Raw genomic sequence first — 16,134 nt, forward strand, 5'->3', positions numbered from 1 at the left:
CCATGATGACCCAAGTACTTTCAAAATCGCCACTTTCAAAACCGTCACTTTCAAGATCGTCACCTTCAAGCCAGTTTTGGCTTGCCCGCCCGTTTGGCGAGCGCGCCACGCAGATTTTCCTGGGCGTGCTGTTGGCTGCGCTGCTGCTCGTCACGGTGCTGCATACCGTGGTGCCTCAAGGCAGCCCGCTGCACGTTAACGCCTACACGGTTAACCTGTTCGGCAAGTACTTAAGCTATGCGCTGCTCGCCGTTGCGGTGGATCTGGTGTGGGGTTACCTGGGTATTTTAAGCCTGGGCCACGGCGCGTTTTTTGCCATTGGCGGTTACGCCATGGGCATGTACCTGATGCGCCAGATTGGTGACCGAGGCACCTACGGCCACCCGGAGTTGCCGGATTTCATGGTTTTCCTGAGCTGGGACAGCCTGCCCTGGTACTGGCAAGGCTTTGATATGGCCTGGTTTGCGTTTGCCATGGTGCTGCTGGCGCCGGGGCTTCTGGCGCTGGTGTTCGGCTTTCTGGCGTTTCGCTCGCGGGTGACCGGGGTGTATCTCTCAATTATTACCCAGGCGCTTACCTTTGCGCTGATGCTGGCGTTCTTTCGTAACGAAATGAGCTTTGGCGGCAACAACGGCCTGACCGATTTTCGCGAGATTTTAGGCTTTAACCTACGCAGCAACGACACACGTCTGGGGCTTTTCCTGGCCACCGGCGTCGCACTCGCGCTGAGCTATATCCTGTGCCGGGCGATTGTTTCCAGCAAGCTGGGCCGGGTGTGTGTGGCCACACGGGATGCTGAAGCGCGTACGCGCTTTATCGGCTACCGGGTGGAGCGCTTTCAGCTGTTTGTGTTTGTGGTTTCCGCGATGATCGCGGGGCTGGCCGGTGCGCTTTACGTGCCTCAGGTGGGCATTATTAATCCCAGCGAGTTCTCCCCACTGTTTTCCATTGAAATCGTACTCTGGGTTGCACTGGGCGGGCGGGCCACCCTGTATGGCGCGGTCATCGGCGCGATTTTAGTCAACTACGCCAAGACCATCTTTACCGGGGTAATGCCCGATGCCTGGCTGTTTGCTCTCGGCGCGATGTTTGTCCTCGTGACGATATTTCTACCCAAAGGCGTAGCGGGGCTTCTGCGTAAGCGCCGCCGTGCCGCTACATCAGACAACGCGGGTACTCAGGAGGCTATCGTATGAGTTTGCTGCAATCACTCAAAGCCCGCGACCGGGTGTTTGACTTTATGGCGCCAGACGCCTCGCCAGTTGATGTTCGCCATGGCCCTATTCTGTATATGGAAGACGTCACGGTAACCTTTGATGGCTTTAAAGCGATCAATAACCTCAATCTGACCATCGATGATGGCGAACTGCGCTGCATTATCGGCCCCAATGGCGCGGGTAAAACTACCATGATGGATATCATCACCGGCAAGACGCGGCCCACCGAGGGCAGCGTTTGGTTCGGCAGCCGCCATAACCTTTTAAACATGAACGAGCCGGAGATCGCGAGCCTCGGTATCGGGCGCAAGTTTCAAAAGCCCACGGTGTTTGAAGCGCTAAGCGTGTTTGAAAACCTGGAGCTTGCCATGGCCGCTGACAAGCGGATATTGCCCACGCTAACCGCGCGCATGACCGGTGAAATTAAAGACCGCATCGACGAAGTGCTGCAAACTATCGGCCTGGTTTCACTGCGCTATCAGCCCGCCGGAATTCTCTCCCACGGCCAGAAACAGTGGCTGGAAATTGGCATGTTGCTGATGCAGCGCCCGCGCTTGCTGCTGGTGGATGAGCCGGTCGCGGGGATGACCGAGCAGGAAATGGAGCGTACCGCCGAACTGCTAACCGGTTTGGCGGGTAAGCAGTCGGTGGTCGTTGTGGAACACGACATGGGTTTTGTGCGCTCGATTGCCCGCAAGGTGACCGTGCTACACCAGGGGAGTGTGCTGGCCGAAGGCAGCATGGATCAGGTCTCAAACGACCCCAACGTAGTCGAAGTGTACCTGGGTGCTGATGACGAGGAGGCCGCCTGATGCTCGCAATCGAAAAGCTCAACCAGTTTTACGGGGAAAGCCACACGCTATGGGATCTGGACCTGGACGTGCCCGCTGGCCAGTGCACCTGTGTGATGGGACGAAATGGGGTGGGTAAAACCACGCTGATGAAAGCCATCATGGGCGAAGTAGCGGTGAAAAGCGGCCAGTTACGCTACCAGTTGGGCAGCGAAGCGGTTGAGCTGACCCAAAAAGCCGTGGAGGCACGTTCTCGGCTGGGCATTGGCTTTGTACCGCAAGGGCGGCAGATTTTCCCGCTACTCACCGTAGAAGAGAACCTGCGTACCGGCCTTGCCGTACGCAACGACGGGCTGAAAAAAATCCCCGAGCGTATCTATGAGCTGTTCCCAGTGCTTAAGGAGATGAGGCACCGCCGCGGCGGTGACTTATCCGGCGGGCAACAGCAGCAGCTCGCCATTGGCCGGGCCCTGGTGATCGAGCCCAAACTGCTAATTCTGGATGAACCGGGGGAGGGCATTCAGCCCAATATCGTTGCCCAAATTGGCCAGGTGATTCGCCAATTGATTGCCGAAGACGGCCTAACGGTACTGCTGGTCGAGCAGAAGCTGCCCTTTGCGCGCAAATACGCCGACCGCTTTGTGATCATGGATCGCGGCCGCCCGGTCGCCAAAGGCGATATCAGCGAGCTTTCCAATGAGCTGATCAAGCAGCACCTAACGGTTTAAGTTATCCACAGCTGGTTTCGGCCTCCGCATGTGAATGATGCGCTAAAAACCTTCCGCCCTTATATGACCAGATTTAGAAGCGGAAGGTTATGCATCAGGTGTTTATTTGATTAGTCGCTTGTGCTCTTGTGGTGCGGCAGGCTTTTTTGATGGTCTTTTTTGGTGCAATCAGTATTTGACGCTTATTGGCTATGAAGATTAAACCAGTACAGAGTTAGTAAAAATCGTTAGTAAAATCCACTTTTCACCATTTTGGCGCATTCCTTGCATTTGAAAGGCTATGACCTATTCAAAAGGATGCGACCGTCTTCCATGACCTTTCGCGAACTCGCCCCACCGCTTGCGGGCTCCGGCCACCGCTTTGACCAGGAACGCCACTGGGCGGCCTCACTGGCGCTGCGTTTTGCCAAGCGCGAAGGCGCCACGCGGTTAATTCAGGCACGCCACCAGGGGCCACTTCGGGTCCAGCGGCCGTTTTATCCTGAAGGCCGCGAGGAGGCGTGCCATATCTACGTGCTGCACCCACCCGGCGGATTGGTCAGCGGCGACGCGCTCACCATCAAGGCATACGTCGAGCAGGGCGCACATGCCCTGTTGACCACCCCGGCGGCGAATAAGCTTTATAAGGCCGATAGCCAAGGGGTGGCCTGGAGCCAGCGCACCGAACTTGAGGTCGCCGATGGCGCAACGCTTGAGTGGCTACCTCAGGAAACCATTGCTTTTGATGGCTCTAAAGGCGAACAGCGTACTCATATTGACCTTCACGGCAGTGCTCGCTGTTTAGGCTGGGAAGTCATGGCCTTGGGCCGCCCGGCGAGCGAGCTGCCGTACTTGTCGGGGCGCATTGAACAGTATTTTCGTTTGACGCTGGATGGCAAGCCGCTGTGGTTAGAGCGCCAGCCGCTAGATCCACTGCACCCGCGCTTTACAGGGCGCTGGGGGCAGGGCGGCGCCACGGTGCAGGCCACGCTCTGGGCGGTAGGAATTAGCGATGCACCAGCGGTGATTGATGAGCTGCGTAATGCCCTGCCGGATAACCCGCGCTGGGCGGTAACGGTGCGCCAGGGTGTTTTATTGCTGCGCTATCTGGGTGACTCACGAAATGAAGCCTGGGCGCTGTGCGAACAGGCCTGGCACTTGCTGCGCCCGCGCTGGATTGAGCGTGAGGCCCATATTCCACGTATTTGGTTAACTTAATCGATTCTGATGGAGACGCCTTATGGAATTAACCCCAAGAGATAAAGACAAGCTGCTGCTGTTTTCCGCCGCCCAGCTTGCCGAGCGGCGCAAAGCGCGAGGGTTGAAGCTTAACTATCCCGAAGCGGTCGCGCTGATCAGTTTCGAGATTATCGAAGGTGCTCGGGACGGTCGCAGTGTGGCGGATTTGATGAGCTACGGGCGCGAGATTCTGAGCCGTGATGACGTGATGGAAGGCGTGGCTGAAATGGTCGACGAAGTCCAGGTCGAAGCCACTTTCCCGGATGGCACGAAACTCGTGACTGTTCATACGCCCATCAACTAACTATCAGCAACCAGCTATCAGCAACCAGCTATCAGCCGTCAGGAGGCTGCCATGATTCCCGGTGAGTATCAGTTAAAAGAGGGTGATATCGAGCTGTGCGTGGGGCGTGCGCGAATCACGGTAGACGTGGCGAACACCGGCGACCGGCCGATTCAGCTCGGCTCCCACTACCACTTTGCCGAGGCCAACCCCGCGCTGGTGTTTGATCGCGACAAGACCCGCGGTTTTCGCCTCGACGTGGCCGCAGGTACCGCGATCCGCTTCGAGCCCGGCCAGACTCGCGAAGTCACGCTGATTCCATTTGTGGGTAAGCGGGAAATCTATGGCTTTCGTGGCGATGTAATGGGACCGCTGGACGGAGATAAACAATGAAACCGGGGAACAGGATCAGTCGGCAGACCTACGCCGATATGTATGGCCCCACGGTAGGCGACCGGGTGCGCCTGGGCGATACTGAGCTGTGGATCGAAGTCGAAAAAGACGCCACCCACTATGGCGACGAGGTCAAATTCGGCGGGGGTAAGGTGATTCGTGACGGCATGGGCCAAAGCCAGCGTAACGATGAAACCGTCATGGACACCGTCATCACTAACGCGCTGATTCTCGATTGGTGGGGCATCGTCAAAGCCGATGTGGGGCTGCAGAATGGGCGTATTGCTGCGATTGGCAAAGCGGGCAACCCTGACGTACAGCCCGATGTGGATATCGTGATTGGGCCCGGTACGGAAATTATCTCGGGCGAAGGCAAGATCCTGACCGCGGGCGGCATCGACGCGCATATCCACTTTATCTGCCCCCAGCAGGTAGACGAAGCGCTGATGAGTGGCGTCACCACCATGCTGGGCGGCGGCACCGGCCCGGCCACCGGGTCGAATGCCACCACCTGTACGCCGGGCGCGTGGCATATTGGTAAAATGCTTCAGGCGGTGGATGACCTGCCCATGAACATCGGCCTGCTGGGCAAAGGTAATGCCAGCCTGCCTGAGGCTCTGGAAGCCCAACTGGAAGCGGGCGCCATGGGCCTCAAGCTTCACGAAGACTGGGGCACGACGCCCGCCTCGATTGATACCTGCCTGAGCGTGGCCGAGCGCTACGACGTACAGATCGCCATTCACACCGACACTCTCAATGAATCGGGCTTTGTGGAAGACACCCTGGCGGCATTTAAAGAGCGTGGCATTCACACCTACCATACTGAAGGCGCGGGCGGTGGGCACGCGCCGGATATCCTCACCGCGTGTTCCAAAGAGTACGTGCTGCCGTCATCCACCAACCCCACGCGGCCCTATACGGTCAATACCATCGACGAGCATCTGGATATGCTCATGGTTTGTCACCACCTGGATCCCAATATCCCCGAAGATGTGGCGTTTGCCGACTCACGCATTCGCCGTGAAACCATTGCCGCCGAGGATATACTGCACGATTTGGGTGTGATCTCGATGATCGCCTCCGACTCTCAAGCAATGGGGCGGGTAGGCGAGGTGGTCTGCCGCACCTGGCAAACCGCGCATAAAATGAAAGTACAGCGTGGCTTGCTGCCTGAAGACGAAGCGCTTGGTGCCGATAATCTGCGTGCCAAACGCTATATCGCCAAGTACACCATCAACCCGGCGATTACCCACGGTATCGCTCATGAGGTGGGCTCTATTGAGGTAGGCAAGCTGGCCGATCTGGTGCTCTGGAAACCGGCGTTTTTTGGCGTTAAGCCGTCGCTGATTTTAAAAGGCGGCATGATCGCGGCAGCACCTATGGGCGACCCTAACGCTTCGATCCCTACGCCCCAGCCGGTTCATTATCGACGCATGTTCGGCGCTTTTGGCCGCGCGGCCAGCCAGACCCGGCTCAACTTTGTCAGCCAGGCGGCGATTGATGCAGGCCTCAAGGAGCGCTTGGGGCTTCAGAGCACGCTTGCCGTGTGCAAGAACGTACGCGGGGTGCGTAAGAAGGATATGAAGCTCAACGACGCCTGCCCGGAACTGACCGTTGACCCGCAAACTTACGAAGTGCGCTGCGATGGCGAGCTGTTAACCTGCGAGCCCGCCACAGAGCTGCCATTGGCTCAACGCTACCACCTATTTTAATTCTTGATGATTGACCCCCGTGACGTGGACGCCGGGGGCAGCCCGTAGAGAGGGTCTTTTGCCATGGCCGGAAAATGTTCCCTACATTTCCGGCATTTCCTCCATCCATGGAGGTCAGATGGCAAAAGTAGCGTACAGGGAGGTATTTACAGCGCCCTCTCGTAGGGCTGCTCCCGGCTTGCCCGTAAAGGTTATAACAGGACGATATCGATGCTGAAACTGATAGAACGTTTAGGCCTTGTGGATGAAAGCGCAGCCAGCGATACGCTCACACTTCCCTTTGAACTGCGCATCCGCGGGCGTCTAAAAGCCGAAAGCGACAATGGCCAGGCGCTGGGGCTGTTTTTAGACCGTGGCCCCGTACTGCGCAGTGGTGAAGGCTTAAAAGCGGAAAGCGGCGAGGTCATTCGCGTATGCGCCGCCATTGAACCGGTGGTGACCGCGCGAGTAAGTACTGGCTTACCCCTGGCGCGGCTTGCTTACCACTTGGGCAACCGACACGTGCAGCTGGCGCTGGGCGAAGACGAGCGCGGCGGTTGGGTACGCTTTCCGCCCGATCACGTGTTGGAGGAGCTGGCTGAACTGCTGGGCGCAACGCTTGAGCACCATGAGGCCACGTTTGATCCAGAGCCGGGCGCCTATAACCAAGCGGGTGGACATGGTCATTCACACGGGCACTCGCATGCTCACGACCACGACCACGACCACGACCACGACCACGACCACGACCACGACCACGACCACGACCACAGCCATCACCATGCCCACTGAATCCGCAGCGTTTGGCAGCCAGCCTGATCTAGCCCTGCTCGGGCTGATGCAGCTAGTCAGCCCGGCACTGCCCATCGGGGCCTTTGCGTTTTCTCAAGGGTTGGAAAGCGCCTTTGAACTTGGCTGGGTGCACGATGAACAGACGTTGGCCGAGTGGCTTTCCGGCGTGCTGGAAGATGGCCTGACCCGCTGTGAACTACCGGTAATTGCCCGCTTATATACGGCGTTTACGCAGCACGACAGCGCGGCGATTACCCAGTGGGATGATTGGCTGAGTGCCACGCGGGAAACCGCCGAGCTTGCCGCTGAAGACAGTCGCTTGGGGGCCTCTCTCAAGCGGCTGTTGGGCAGCCTTGATCTGCTACCCAGTGAGGGCTTACTACCGTCCTTGTTACCGGTTCAGCCGGGCTATGTCACGCTGTTTGCGTTTACCGCCCATGCGCGGGGCGTGAGCATTCGTCAGGCGCTAATCGGATTTGGCTGGGCATGGCTTGAAAACCAGCTGGCGGTGGCCTGTAAAGCGCTACCCCTTGGCCATACGGCCGCTCAGCGGATTATCGAACAGTTGCGATCGCCGCTGGTTAGCGCGGTAGATGAAGCGTTAACGCTCGGCGATCAGGATCTTGGCCCTGTATTGCCGGGGCTGGCGCTGGCCAGCGCCCTACACGAAACTCAATATTCACGGCTGTTTAGAAGTTAGGAGATACTTACCATGACTCACTGTTTACGTATCGGTGTGGGCGGCCCCGTAGGTTCCGGTAAAACGGCGCTACTCAAGCAACTCTGCCTGGCACTGCGCGACTATTACGACATCGCAGTGGTGACAAACGATATTTATACCCGCGAAGACGCTGATTTTCTGCTCAAGCACGATGCCCTGGCGGCTGACCGCATTCTGGGCGTAGAAACAGGCGGCTGCCCGCATACGGCCATCCGTGAAGACGCCTCAATGAATCTGGCGGCCATTGATGAGCTACAGGCGCGCCACCCCAAGCTCGAGCTAGTGCTGGTGGAGTCGGGGGGCGATAATCTTTCGGCGACGTTTAGCCCCGAGCTTTCCGATTTAACCCTTTATGTGATCGATGTCTCAGCGGGCGATAAAATCCCCCGTAAAGGCGGACCGGGAATTACCAAATCGGATCTGCTGATTATCAACAAGATTGATATTGCCGAGCAGGTTCACGCGTCGCTTGAGATTATGGAGCGCGACTCAAAAAAGATGCGCGGCGAACGACCATTCGTGTTTACCAATCTGTATGACGGGGTAGGGCTTGAGGAGATTATCCGGTTCATTCTGGATAAAGGGATGCTGGACGAAAGGCGTCCACAAGTTATTGAATAGACATAAATAAAAAGGCTGCCATGACCAGGCGGTAAAAGGTCATGGCAGCCAAAAAAGGGTGGTTGGCATCTTGCCAAACGGGCCGTCCCTGGCCACCACGTCGTTACAGTGAACGTTGTGATTACTTATATCCTTAACCTAGGTTATAAAGTTGAATTTATACTGTATTTAAGCGATGAATTGGTTAAAAAATCAGCGCTTTTTAGGAGAATATTGATAAAAGTCAAATTGATAGCGGCGATTTGGCAGGCTGGTTAACAGCATGAAATGCTAATGCAGAAAGCCGTTTGGTTGCTCAATAAAGCGATACTCGGTGCGCATACTGAAGATGAGTATAAAGTGCGCTACTGGGAAAATAGCGATGTGCGAATACAAAAAAGGCTTGCCGACCGGCAAGCCTTTTTATGTTCTAGCGAGCGATGCTTTGTCGCTCGGAGAGACGGGTCGCCAGCAGCGTGGCAGCGCGTCGTGCAAGAGGTGAAAATTCGACGCCTTCAAGTGCCAGGTTGGCAACCAAGCGCTGCTTCATGGGGCGTGCCCAGAATGTTTCCAGGTGGCGGCACGTTGCGGTGGCGGCAGCCTCTTCATCGCGCCCGCCGCCCAGGTTGGCGGCAATCTGATTAATCATGTTTATCAGGTTCGCATCGGTGTTCGTCGACATCGCGTGTCTCCTCAGTATTCAGCCATAGCGGCCGCCACAGGGCGGTGGTATATCAAATGACGACCGGGGCGAGCAAAACCCGCCAGCAGCAGGTTTGCCGCGCGCGCCTGCTCCACTGCCAGGGCCGTCGCGGCGGAAACGGCGACCAGCGCGCCAATCCCGGCACTGGCACACTTGTGCACCATTTCATAGCTGGCACGGCTGGAAACCAGCACAAAGCCCTCTACAAGTGGTGCTGCATCGCGGGCAAGCGAGCCGATCAACTTGTCCAAGGCGTTATGGCGGCCCACATCCTCACGCAGCCGCTGAATGCGCCCGTGTAAATCACACCAGGCGGCGCCGTGCACGGCGCCTGTCGCCGCCTTTAACGGCTGATAGTCGGCAAGCTCTCCCAGGGCGTGCTGAATGGCCGCGTCATTGAGCGGCGGCGCAGTTACCGGCGGGATCGGCCGAATGGCCTGCTCCAGCGCCTCGGTGCCGCATAGCCCGCAGCCGGTGCGTCCGGTCAGGCTGCGCCGGCGCTGCTTGAGTTCGGCCAGCCGTTGCGTGGCGATGGTCATATGAACGGCCAGGCCCTGAGCTTCCTCGCGAAGCTCCAGGTCATAACATTCGTGGGGATGAGCCAGAATGCCCTCCGTCAGGCTGAACCCCAAAGCCAAATCTTCAAGGTCAGTGGGGCTTGCCATCATCACCGCATGGGAGATGCCGTTGTAGACTAGCGCCACCGGCACCTCCAAAGCCAGGGTGTCTTCCTGCATATCGGCGAACCAGCCGGTTGCGCTCTTGCGCACCTCAACCGGCAAGCGCGCTAGGGCGGTATCCGGTTGGGGTGGCGTGCCGCCTTCGCGGTCTGCGCTCATGGCACCTCCTGTTGCGCCTTCGCCAGATAGCCGCGCTGGGCCTGGTCAAAAGCGTTAAATCGCTGCTGCCAGGCGGAAGGTTGGCTGACTCTTTCTACCTGCACGGCGGTAACCTTGTATTCGGGGCAGTTGGTGGCCCAATCCGAGTTATCGGTGGTGATAACGTTGGCACCGCTGCCCGGGTGATGGAAGGTAGTGTAGACCACCCCAGGCTGCATGCGCTCGCTCAGCCTTGCGCGCAGTACCGTCTGGCCCGAGCGGCTGGTTATCCCCAGCCAGTCGCCGTCGCGCACGCCGCGCACTTCGGCGTCGCTTGGGTGCAGTTCCAGCACATCCTCGTCGTGCCAGTGCTGGTTGTCGGTGCGCCGGGTCTGGGCACCAACATTGTACTGGCTGAGAATCCGCCCGGTAGTCAAAAGCAGCGGGAAGCGGCGATTGGTGCGCTCCTCGGTGGCTACGTACTCGGTAATCGCAAAGCGTCCCAGGCCGATGGGGAAGTTGATTTCATGCATGGTCGGCATGCCGTGCGGGTGCTCGTCGTTACACGGCCACTGCAGGCTGCCGTACTCCTCAAGTTTGGCGTAGCTCACACCGGTGAAGCTCGGTGTTAGGCTAGCGATTTCATCCATGATTTCGGATGGATGGACATACTGCATCGGGTAGCCCAGCGCATTGGCCAGATCCTGAGTGATTTCCCAATCCTGCTTGCCAGCTACCGGTGGCATGACCTTGCGCACCCGGTTGATACGTCGCTCGGCATTGGTAAAGGTGCCGTTCTTCTCCAAAAAGCTCGAACCTGGCAGCAGCACGTGGGCGAACTTGGCCGTCTCGTTCAAGAAGATATCCTGAACGATCAGGCAGTCCAGCGAGCGCAGCGCCGCCTCGACGTGCTGGGTGTTGGGGTCGGACTGGGCGATGTCCTCGCCCTGCACGTAAAGCGCCTTAAAGGTGCCTTCAATGGCGGCATCGAACATATTAGGAATGCGCAGCCCTGGCTCGTCGTCGAGCTGCACGCCCCAGGCGGCTTCGAAACGGCCACGCGCGATTGGGTCGGCGACGTGCTGATAGCCCGGAAGCTCATGGGGGAAAGAGCCCATGTCACACGAACCTTGTACGTTGTTCTGTCCGCGCAGCGGGTTGACGCCCACACCCTCGCGGCCGATATTGCCGGTGGCCATGGCCAGGTTGGCGATCCCCATCACCATGGTGGAGCCTTGGCTGTGCTCGGTAACACCCAGGCCGTAGTAGATAGCGCCGTTACCGGCCGTGGCATAGGTGCGTGCCGCTTGGCGTACGGCTGCTGCGGCCACGCCGGTGATCGCCTCGCTGGCCTCCGGGGAGTGGCGCGGGTCGGCGATAAACGTGCGCCAGCTCTGATACGCCTGGGTGTCGCAGCGTTTGGCGACGAACGCCTGGTCTTCCAGGCCTTCGGTGATCACCACATGCCCAAGCGCATTGATCAGCGCGACGTTAGTACCGGGGCGCAGCGGCAGGTGCTGGGCTTCATTCAGGTGCGGAGTCTTAAGCAGGTCGATACGGCGCGGATCGGCGACGATCAGCTTGGCACCCTGGCGCAGGCGCTTGCGCATCATTGAACCAAACACCGGGTGGGCGTCGGTGGGGTTGGCGCCGATCACGATGATCGCATCGGCCTTCATCACCGAGTCAAAAGTCTGGGTGCCCGCCGACTCGCCCAGCGTGGTTTTCAGGCCGTAGCCGGTGGGCGAGTGGCAGACTCGCGCACAGGTGTCGGTGTTGTTGTTGCCAAACGCCGCGCGAATCAACTTCTGAACCAGATAGGTCTCTTCGTTGGTGCAGCGTGACGAGGTGATGCCGCCGATGCTTTCGCGGCCATGCTCGGCCTGAATCGCCTTCAGACGGCTGGCGGCAAAGCCGATGGCTTCTTCCCAGCTGGCCTCGCGCCATGGCTGGTCGATGCTCTCGCGAATCATCGGAGTAGTCAGGCGGTCCGGGTGAGTGGCGTAGCCGAACGCAAAGCGCCCCTTCACGCACGAGTGGCCGTGGTTGGCGTCGCCACCCTTGTACGGCACCATGCGGACCAGCTTATCGCCCTTCATCTGAGCCTCGAACGAACAGCCCACACCGCAGTAGGCGCAGGTGGTGACGACGCTTCTATCCGGCACGCCGTGATCGATCACGCTGTTTTCCATCAGCGTGGCGGTTGGGCAGGCCTGAACGCAGGCACCACAGGAGACGCAGTCCGAGTCCATGAACGCTTCGTCCTGCCCCGCCGCCACCTTGGAATCAAACCCGCGGCCGTCGATAGTCAGCGCGAAGGTGCCCTGCACTTCCTCGCAGGCGCGCACGCAGCGCGAGCAGACGATGCACTTGCTGGGGTCGAAGCTGAAGTAGGGGTTGGATTCATCTTTGGTGGCCTGCAGATGATTCTCACCGTCAAACCCGTAGCGCACTTCCCGCAGCCCCACGCTGCCCGCCATATCCTGCAGCTCGCAGTCGCCGTTGGCCGGGCACGTCAGGCAGTCCAGCGGGTGGTCGGAGATATACAGCTCCATCACGTTGCGGCGCAGTTTAGCGAGACGCTCGTTCTGGGTGGTGACCTTCATGCCTTCTACCACAGGGGTGGTGCAGGAGGCTGGCAGCCCACGGCGGCCCTCTACCTCTACGGCGCATAATCGGCAAGAGCCGAACGGCTCCAGGCTGTCGGTGGCGCACAGTTTGGGAATATTGATATCGGCCAGTGCCGCTGCGCGCAGTACCGAAGTGCCTTCCGGTACCGTGATGGTAATGCCATCAATTTCCAGGTTCACCAGCGCCGTACCGGTTGGGAAAGGCGTGCCCAGGTCTTTATCGTGGGCGGCGCTTCTGGCGTACTGTTTGGGGTCAAAGTGTCCGATCATGATCTGTCTCCGTTCGCGGCCCGCTGGAAATCGTCAGGGAAGTATTTGAGCGCGCTTTGTACCGGGAAGGGGGTCATGCCACCCATGGCGCAGAGCGAGCCATCCACCATCGTTTCGCAGAGGTCATGGAGCAGGGCGAGGTTGTCCTCGCGGTTATGATTGGCGCGGATACGGTCGATGACCTCCACGCCACGGGTCGAGCCGATACGACACGGCGTGCATTTGCCGCAGGACTCTACCTTGCAGAATTCCATCGAGAAGCGCGCCTGTTCGGCCATGTCCACGCTCTCGTCAAACATCACTACGCCACCGTGGCCCAGCACCGCACTTTCTGCCGCGAAGGCTTCGTAGTCCAGCGGCAGGTCCCACTGCGCTTCAGGCAAATAGGCACCCAGCGGTCCGCCTACCTGCACGGCACGCAGCGGTTTGCCGCTTAGCGTGCCGCCGCCAAACTCCTCCATTAGAGTGCGCAGCGTGGTGCCGAAGGCCAGTTCTATGAGCCCTCCGCGCTGAACGTTGCCCGCCAGCTGAAGTGCCAGCGTGCCCCGCGAGCGACCCATGCCGTGCGAGGCGTAAGCCTCAGCGCCTTCAGCGAGGATAAACGGCACGGCGGCCAGCGAGAGCACGTTGTTGACCACGGTCGGGCGGCCAAACAGACCTTCAATGGCGGGCAGCGGTGGCTTGAAGCGCACCAGGCCGCGCTTGCCTTCCAGGCTTTCAAGCAGCGATGTTTCTTCACCGCAAATATACGCGCCGGCGCCCAGGCGCACTTCCAGATGAAAGGCGCGGCCGCTGCCGCAAAGGTTCTCACCCAGAAAGCCGGCCTGCTCGGCGCGGGCAATGGCCTCGTCAAGAACCTCCTTGGCCAGCGGGTATTCCGAGCGCAGGTAGATGTAGCCCTGAGTTGCCTTCACCGCGAGCCCGGCAATGGTCATGCCCTCGATCAGCATGTAGGGGTCGCACTCCATCACCAGCCGGTCGGCGAAGGTGCCGGAGTCGCCTTCATCGGCGTTACACACGATGTACTTTTGATCGGCGGGCGTGTCGAGCACCGTCTGCCACTTGATGCCGGTAGGGAACGCCGCGCCGCCGCGACCGCGAAGCCCGGAGGCCTTCACTTCCTCGACGATACCCTGCGGCTCAAGGGCCAGCGCAGCCTCAAGACCAACAAAGCCGCTGTGGGCGCGGTAGTCATCAATCGATAGCGGGTCGGTGATGCCGATACGCGCAAAGGTAAGACGCTGCTGGCGGGCGAGATAGTCGATGTCTTCGGTTGGCCCCAGCGCCAGGGAATGATTGACGCTGCCTTCCAGCATGCCGCTTTCGAGCAGCGCGGGTATATCGGCAGAGGTAACCGGGCCGTAGGCGAACCGGCCGGTTGGGGTTTCCACCTCGACCAGCGGTTCCAGCCAGGCAAGCCCGCGGGAGCCGTTGCGCACCAGCGTAATGGGCTCACCACGGGCCGCGGCTTCACGCGCCAGCCGGTTGGCGATAGCATCAGCGCCCAGCGCTAGTGCAGTGGTATCGCGGGGGACAAAAACGCGAATGCTCATGCCATCACCTCCAGCGGCCGGGTTTGCAGCTCATCGAGCAGCGCATCGAAGGCTTCGGGCGTAACCCGCCCGCGAACGCTGTCGTCCACACGGATCGACGGGCCACAGGCGCAGTTGCCAAGGCAATAAACGGCTTCAAGGGTAATTTCGCGGTCAGGCGTCGTTTGATGGTAATCAACCCCCAGGCGCGCCTTGGCGTGAGCTTCCAGCTGGCGCGCGCCTACCGACTGGCAGGCCTCGGCACGGCAGATCTGTACCACGTGGCGTCCCGGTGGCGTGGTACGAAAATGGTGATAAAAACTGATAACGCCATGCACTTCGGCACGGGTCTGTTGCAGTGATTCGGCAATAAGGGGTATGGCCTCTGAAGGAATAAAGCCGAAGCGGTCCTGGAGAGCATGCAGAATTGGCAGCAACGCGCCTGGTTTGTGATGAAGAGCGTTGATCTCAGTCTGGATCGACTGCAACGACCATTCTTGAGACTTGTTCATCATGTCTCTCCTGGTGCTGATTATTGTTTGCATATATGCACGCTTATGCTTATTTAGAGTAGATATGAAAAAGGCGTGCACCACGGTCTATGTAACGCTAGCATCAAGCTAACAGAGACAAAATATGAAAATTTATGCCAATGAAAAAAATTACCGTCATTCCCACCTGGTGCTTTCGCGATGAGGCGGGGAATCAGTTGGATTTACAGCTACTTCGCCTGCTGAGTGCGGTATATCGGCGGGGTAAGTTAACGCATGCCGCCGCAGACGTGGGTATCTCATACCGGCACGCCTGGAACTTATTGCGCCAGGGCGGCGATTTTTTTGGCGTGCCGCTGGTCGAGTTGCAGCGTGGGCGGGGGGCGCAGCTTTCGCTACTGGGCGAAAAGCTGCTATGGGCCGAGCAGCGCGCCATCGCCCGTTTGGGGCCACAGTTGGAAAGCCTGGGGTCTGAACTCAATCTCGCCATTCAGCAACAGCAGCAGGGAGCGCTATCGGTTTTGCGTCTACATGCCAGTCACGGCTTTGCCGTTGAACTACTCCCTAAGCATCTGCAAGAAATACCGCTGGATTTACAGTACTGCAGCCCGCAGGAGTCGCTGGCAGCGCTCAATCGAGGCAGCTGCGATGTGGCGGGCTTTCACCTGCCGCGTGGTGCCGTGGGCGAGCGTGTTCGCGATACGTACCAAGGTCTTTTAAAGCCCCGCGAGCACCGGGTGATTGGCTTTATCGCCAGAACCCAGGGGCTAATGGTCGCGCCGGGCAACCCGCTAGGCATCACCGGCGTAGAGTCGCTTATTAATAAGGCCGTACGTTTCGTAAACCGCCAGGCATCGTCAGGCACGCGTTCGCTGCTGGACTGCCTGCTTTCTGAAGCGGCGGTTTCAAGTACCAACATTCGTGGTTATGAAATCGAGGAGTACACCCACTCGGCTGTTGCGGCGTATGTGGCGGCGGGCATGGCGGATACCGGCTTTGGCGTAGAAGCCGCCGCGCAGAAGTTTGGCTTGGATTTTATACCACTGGCCATCGAAGATTACCTGCTGGCCTGCCACCACCGCTCCCTGAAAGAACCTCGGTTTCGCGCTTTCCTGGAAATACTGCAGGGTGAACCCTTCCAGGAAGCGGTCGGGCGCCTACCGGGCTATAGCCCAAGCCAGTGTGGCAATATTATTGAGCCAAGTGAGGTGCTGATAGCAAAGCATTGAAGGACACTTGATTGATCAGGGCCATAC

16 protein-coding genes are annotated in these 16,134 nt (G+C 59.0%); 11 read left to right on the forward strand and 5 right to left on the reverse strand.

Features of this window, described 5'->3' with window-relative positions; all coding sequences use genetic code 11:
* Positions 1 to 5: 5 nt before the first annotated feature.
* The 10 genes from urtC (at position 6) to ureG (ending at position 8,455) form a co-directional block, all read left to right on the forward strand.
* A complete protein-coding gene (gene urtC / locus D467_RS0107580; RefSeq protein WP_081621234.1) occupies positions 6 to 1,196 on the forward strand; it encodes an urea ABC transporter permease subunit UrtC in 1,191 nt (396 codons plus the stop codon).
* A complete protein-coding gene (gene urtD / locus D467_RS0107585; protein WP_018916903.1) occupies positions 1,193 to 2,029 on the forward strand; it encodes an urea ABC transporter ATP-binding protein UrtD in 837 nt (278 codons plus the stop codon). Before urtC ends, urtD begins: the two co-directional genes overlap by 4 nt.
* Positions 2,029 to 2,736 (forward strand): urea ABC transporter ATP-binding subunit UrtE, encoded by a 708-nt coding sequence (gene urtE / locus D467_RS0107590; protein WP_018916904.1) that lies wholly within the window; start codon positions 2,029 to 2,031, stop codon positions 2,734 to 2,736. Before urtD ends, urtE begins: the two co-directional genes overlap by 1 nt.
* A gap of 312 nt (positions 2,737 to 3,048) precedes the next feature.
* On the forward strand, positions 3,049 to 3,933 hold the full coding sequence (locus D467_RS0107595; protein WP_018916905.1) for an urease accessory protein UreD: 885 nt from the start codon (positions 3,049 to 3,051) through the stop codon (positions 3,931 to 3,933).
* 22 nt (positions 3,934 to 3,955) lie between these two features.
* Positions 3,956 to 4,258, forward strand: coding sequence for an urease subunit gamma (locus D467_RS0107600; protein ID WP_018916906.1), 303 nt, complete (start codon positions 3,956 to 3,958; stop codon positions 4,256 to 4,258).
* Positions 4,259 to 4,309: 51 nt separating this feature from the next.
* The gene (locus D467_RS0107605) at positions 4,310 to 4,630 is read left to right on the forward strand and encodes an urease subunit beta (protein WP_018916907.1); all 321 of its coding nucleotides are present in this window, start codon (positions 4,310 to 4,312) and stop codon (positions 4,628 to 4,630) included.
* Positions 4,627 to 6,342 (forward strand): urease subunit alpha, encoded by a 1,716-nt coding sequence (ureC, locus tag D467_RS0107610; RefSeq protein WP_018916908.1) that lies wholly within the window; start codon positions 4,627 to 4,629, stop codon positions 6,340 to 6,342. The genes D467_RS0107605 and ureC overlap by 4 nt, the downstream gene beginning before the upstream one ends.
* 210 nt (positions 6,343 to 6,552) lie before the next feature.
* Positions 6,553 to 7,113, forward strand: coding sequence for an urease accessory protein UreE (locus tag D467_RS0107615; RefSeq protein WP_018916909.1), 561 nt, complete (start codon positions 6,553 to 6,555; stop codon positions 7,111 to 7,113).
* Positions 7,103 to 7,813 carry an urease accessory protein UreF gene (locus D467_RS0107620; protein ID WP_018916910.1) on the forward strand — a complete coding sequence of 237 codons (711 nt, stop codon included), beginning with the start codon at positions 7,103 to 7,105 and terminating at the stop codon, positions 7,811 to 7,813. Before D467_RS0107615 ends, D467_RS0107620 begins: the two co-directional genes overlap by 11 nt.
* A 12-nt stretch (positions 7,814 to 7,825) precedes the next feature.
* Positions 7,826 to 8,455, forward strand: coding sequence for an urease accessory protein UreG (gene ureG, locus D467_RS0107625; protein WP_018916911.1), 630 nt, complete (start codon positions 7,826 to 7,828; stop codon positions 8,453 to 8,455).
* Positions 8,456 to 8,864: 409 nt separating this feature from the next.
* Here the strand turns inward: ureG and D467_RS0107630 are convergent, their stop codons facing one another.
* Genes D467_RS0107630 through D467_RS0107650 form a run of 5 tightly spaced genes read right to left on the reverse strand, consistent with a single transcriptional unit; the run spans position 8,865 to position 14,899 of the window.
* A complete protein-coding gene (locus D467_RS0107630; protein ID WP_018916912.1) occupies positions 8,865 to 9,116 on the reverse strand; it encodes a formate dehydrogenase subunit delta in 252 nt (83 codons plus the stop codon).
* 11 nt (positions 9,117 to 9,127) lie between these two features.
* Positions 9,128 to 9,976: a formate dehydrogenase accessory sulfurtransferase FdhD gene (gene fdhD, locus D467_RS0107635; RefSeq protein WP_018916913.1), complete on the reverse strand. Its 849-nt coding sequence runs from the start codon at positions 9,974 to 9,976 to the stop codon at positions 9,128 to 9,130.
* Entirely contained in the window at positions 9,973 to 12,855 is a 2,883-nt protein-coding gene (fdhF, locus tag D467_RS0107640) for a formate dehydrogenase subunit alpha (RefSeq protein WP_018916914.1), read from the reverse strand. The genes fdhD and fdhF overlap by 4 nt, the downstream gene beginning before the upstream one ends.
* The gene (locus D467_RS0107645; RefSeq protein WP_018916915.1) at positions 12,852 to 14,408 is read right to left on the reverse strand and encodes a formate dehydrogenase beta subunit; all 1,557 of its coding nucleotides are present in this window, start codon (positions 14,406 to 14,408) and stop codon (positions 12,852 to 12,854) included. The genes fdhF and D467_RS0107645 overlap by 4 nt, the downstream gene beginning before the upstream one ends.
* Positions 14,405 to 14,899 (reverse strand): formate dehydrogenase subunit gamma, encoded by a 495-nt coding sequence (locus D467_RS0107650; RefSeq protein ID WP_018916916.1) that lies wholly within the window; start codon positions 14,897 to 14,899, stop codon positions 14,405 to 14,407. The genes D467_RS0107645 and D467_RS0107650 overlap by 4 nt, the downstream gene beginning before the upstream one ends.
* 140 nt (positions 14,900 to 15,039) lie before the next feature.
* Here D467_RS0107650 and D467_RS0107655 point away from each other — a divergent pair, with 140 nt between their 5' ends.
* Positions 15,040 to 16,107 (forward strand): substrate-binding domain-containing protein, encoded by a 1,068-nt coding sequence (locus D467_RS0107655; protein ID WP_018916917.1) that lies wholly within the window; start codon positions 15,040 to 15,042, stop codon positions 16,105 to 16,107.
* Positions 16,108 to 16,134 lie beyond the last annotated feature (27 nt).

Origin of the sequence: Vreelandella zhanjiangensis DSM 21076 (assembly GCF_000377665.1) — a bacterium.
Classification (GTDB): Bacteria; Pseudomonadota; Gammaproteobacteria; order Pseudomonadales; family Halomonadaceae; genus Vreelandella; species Vreelandella zhanjiangensis.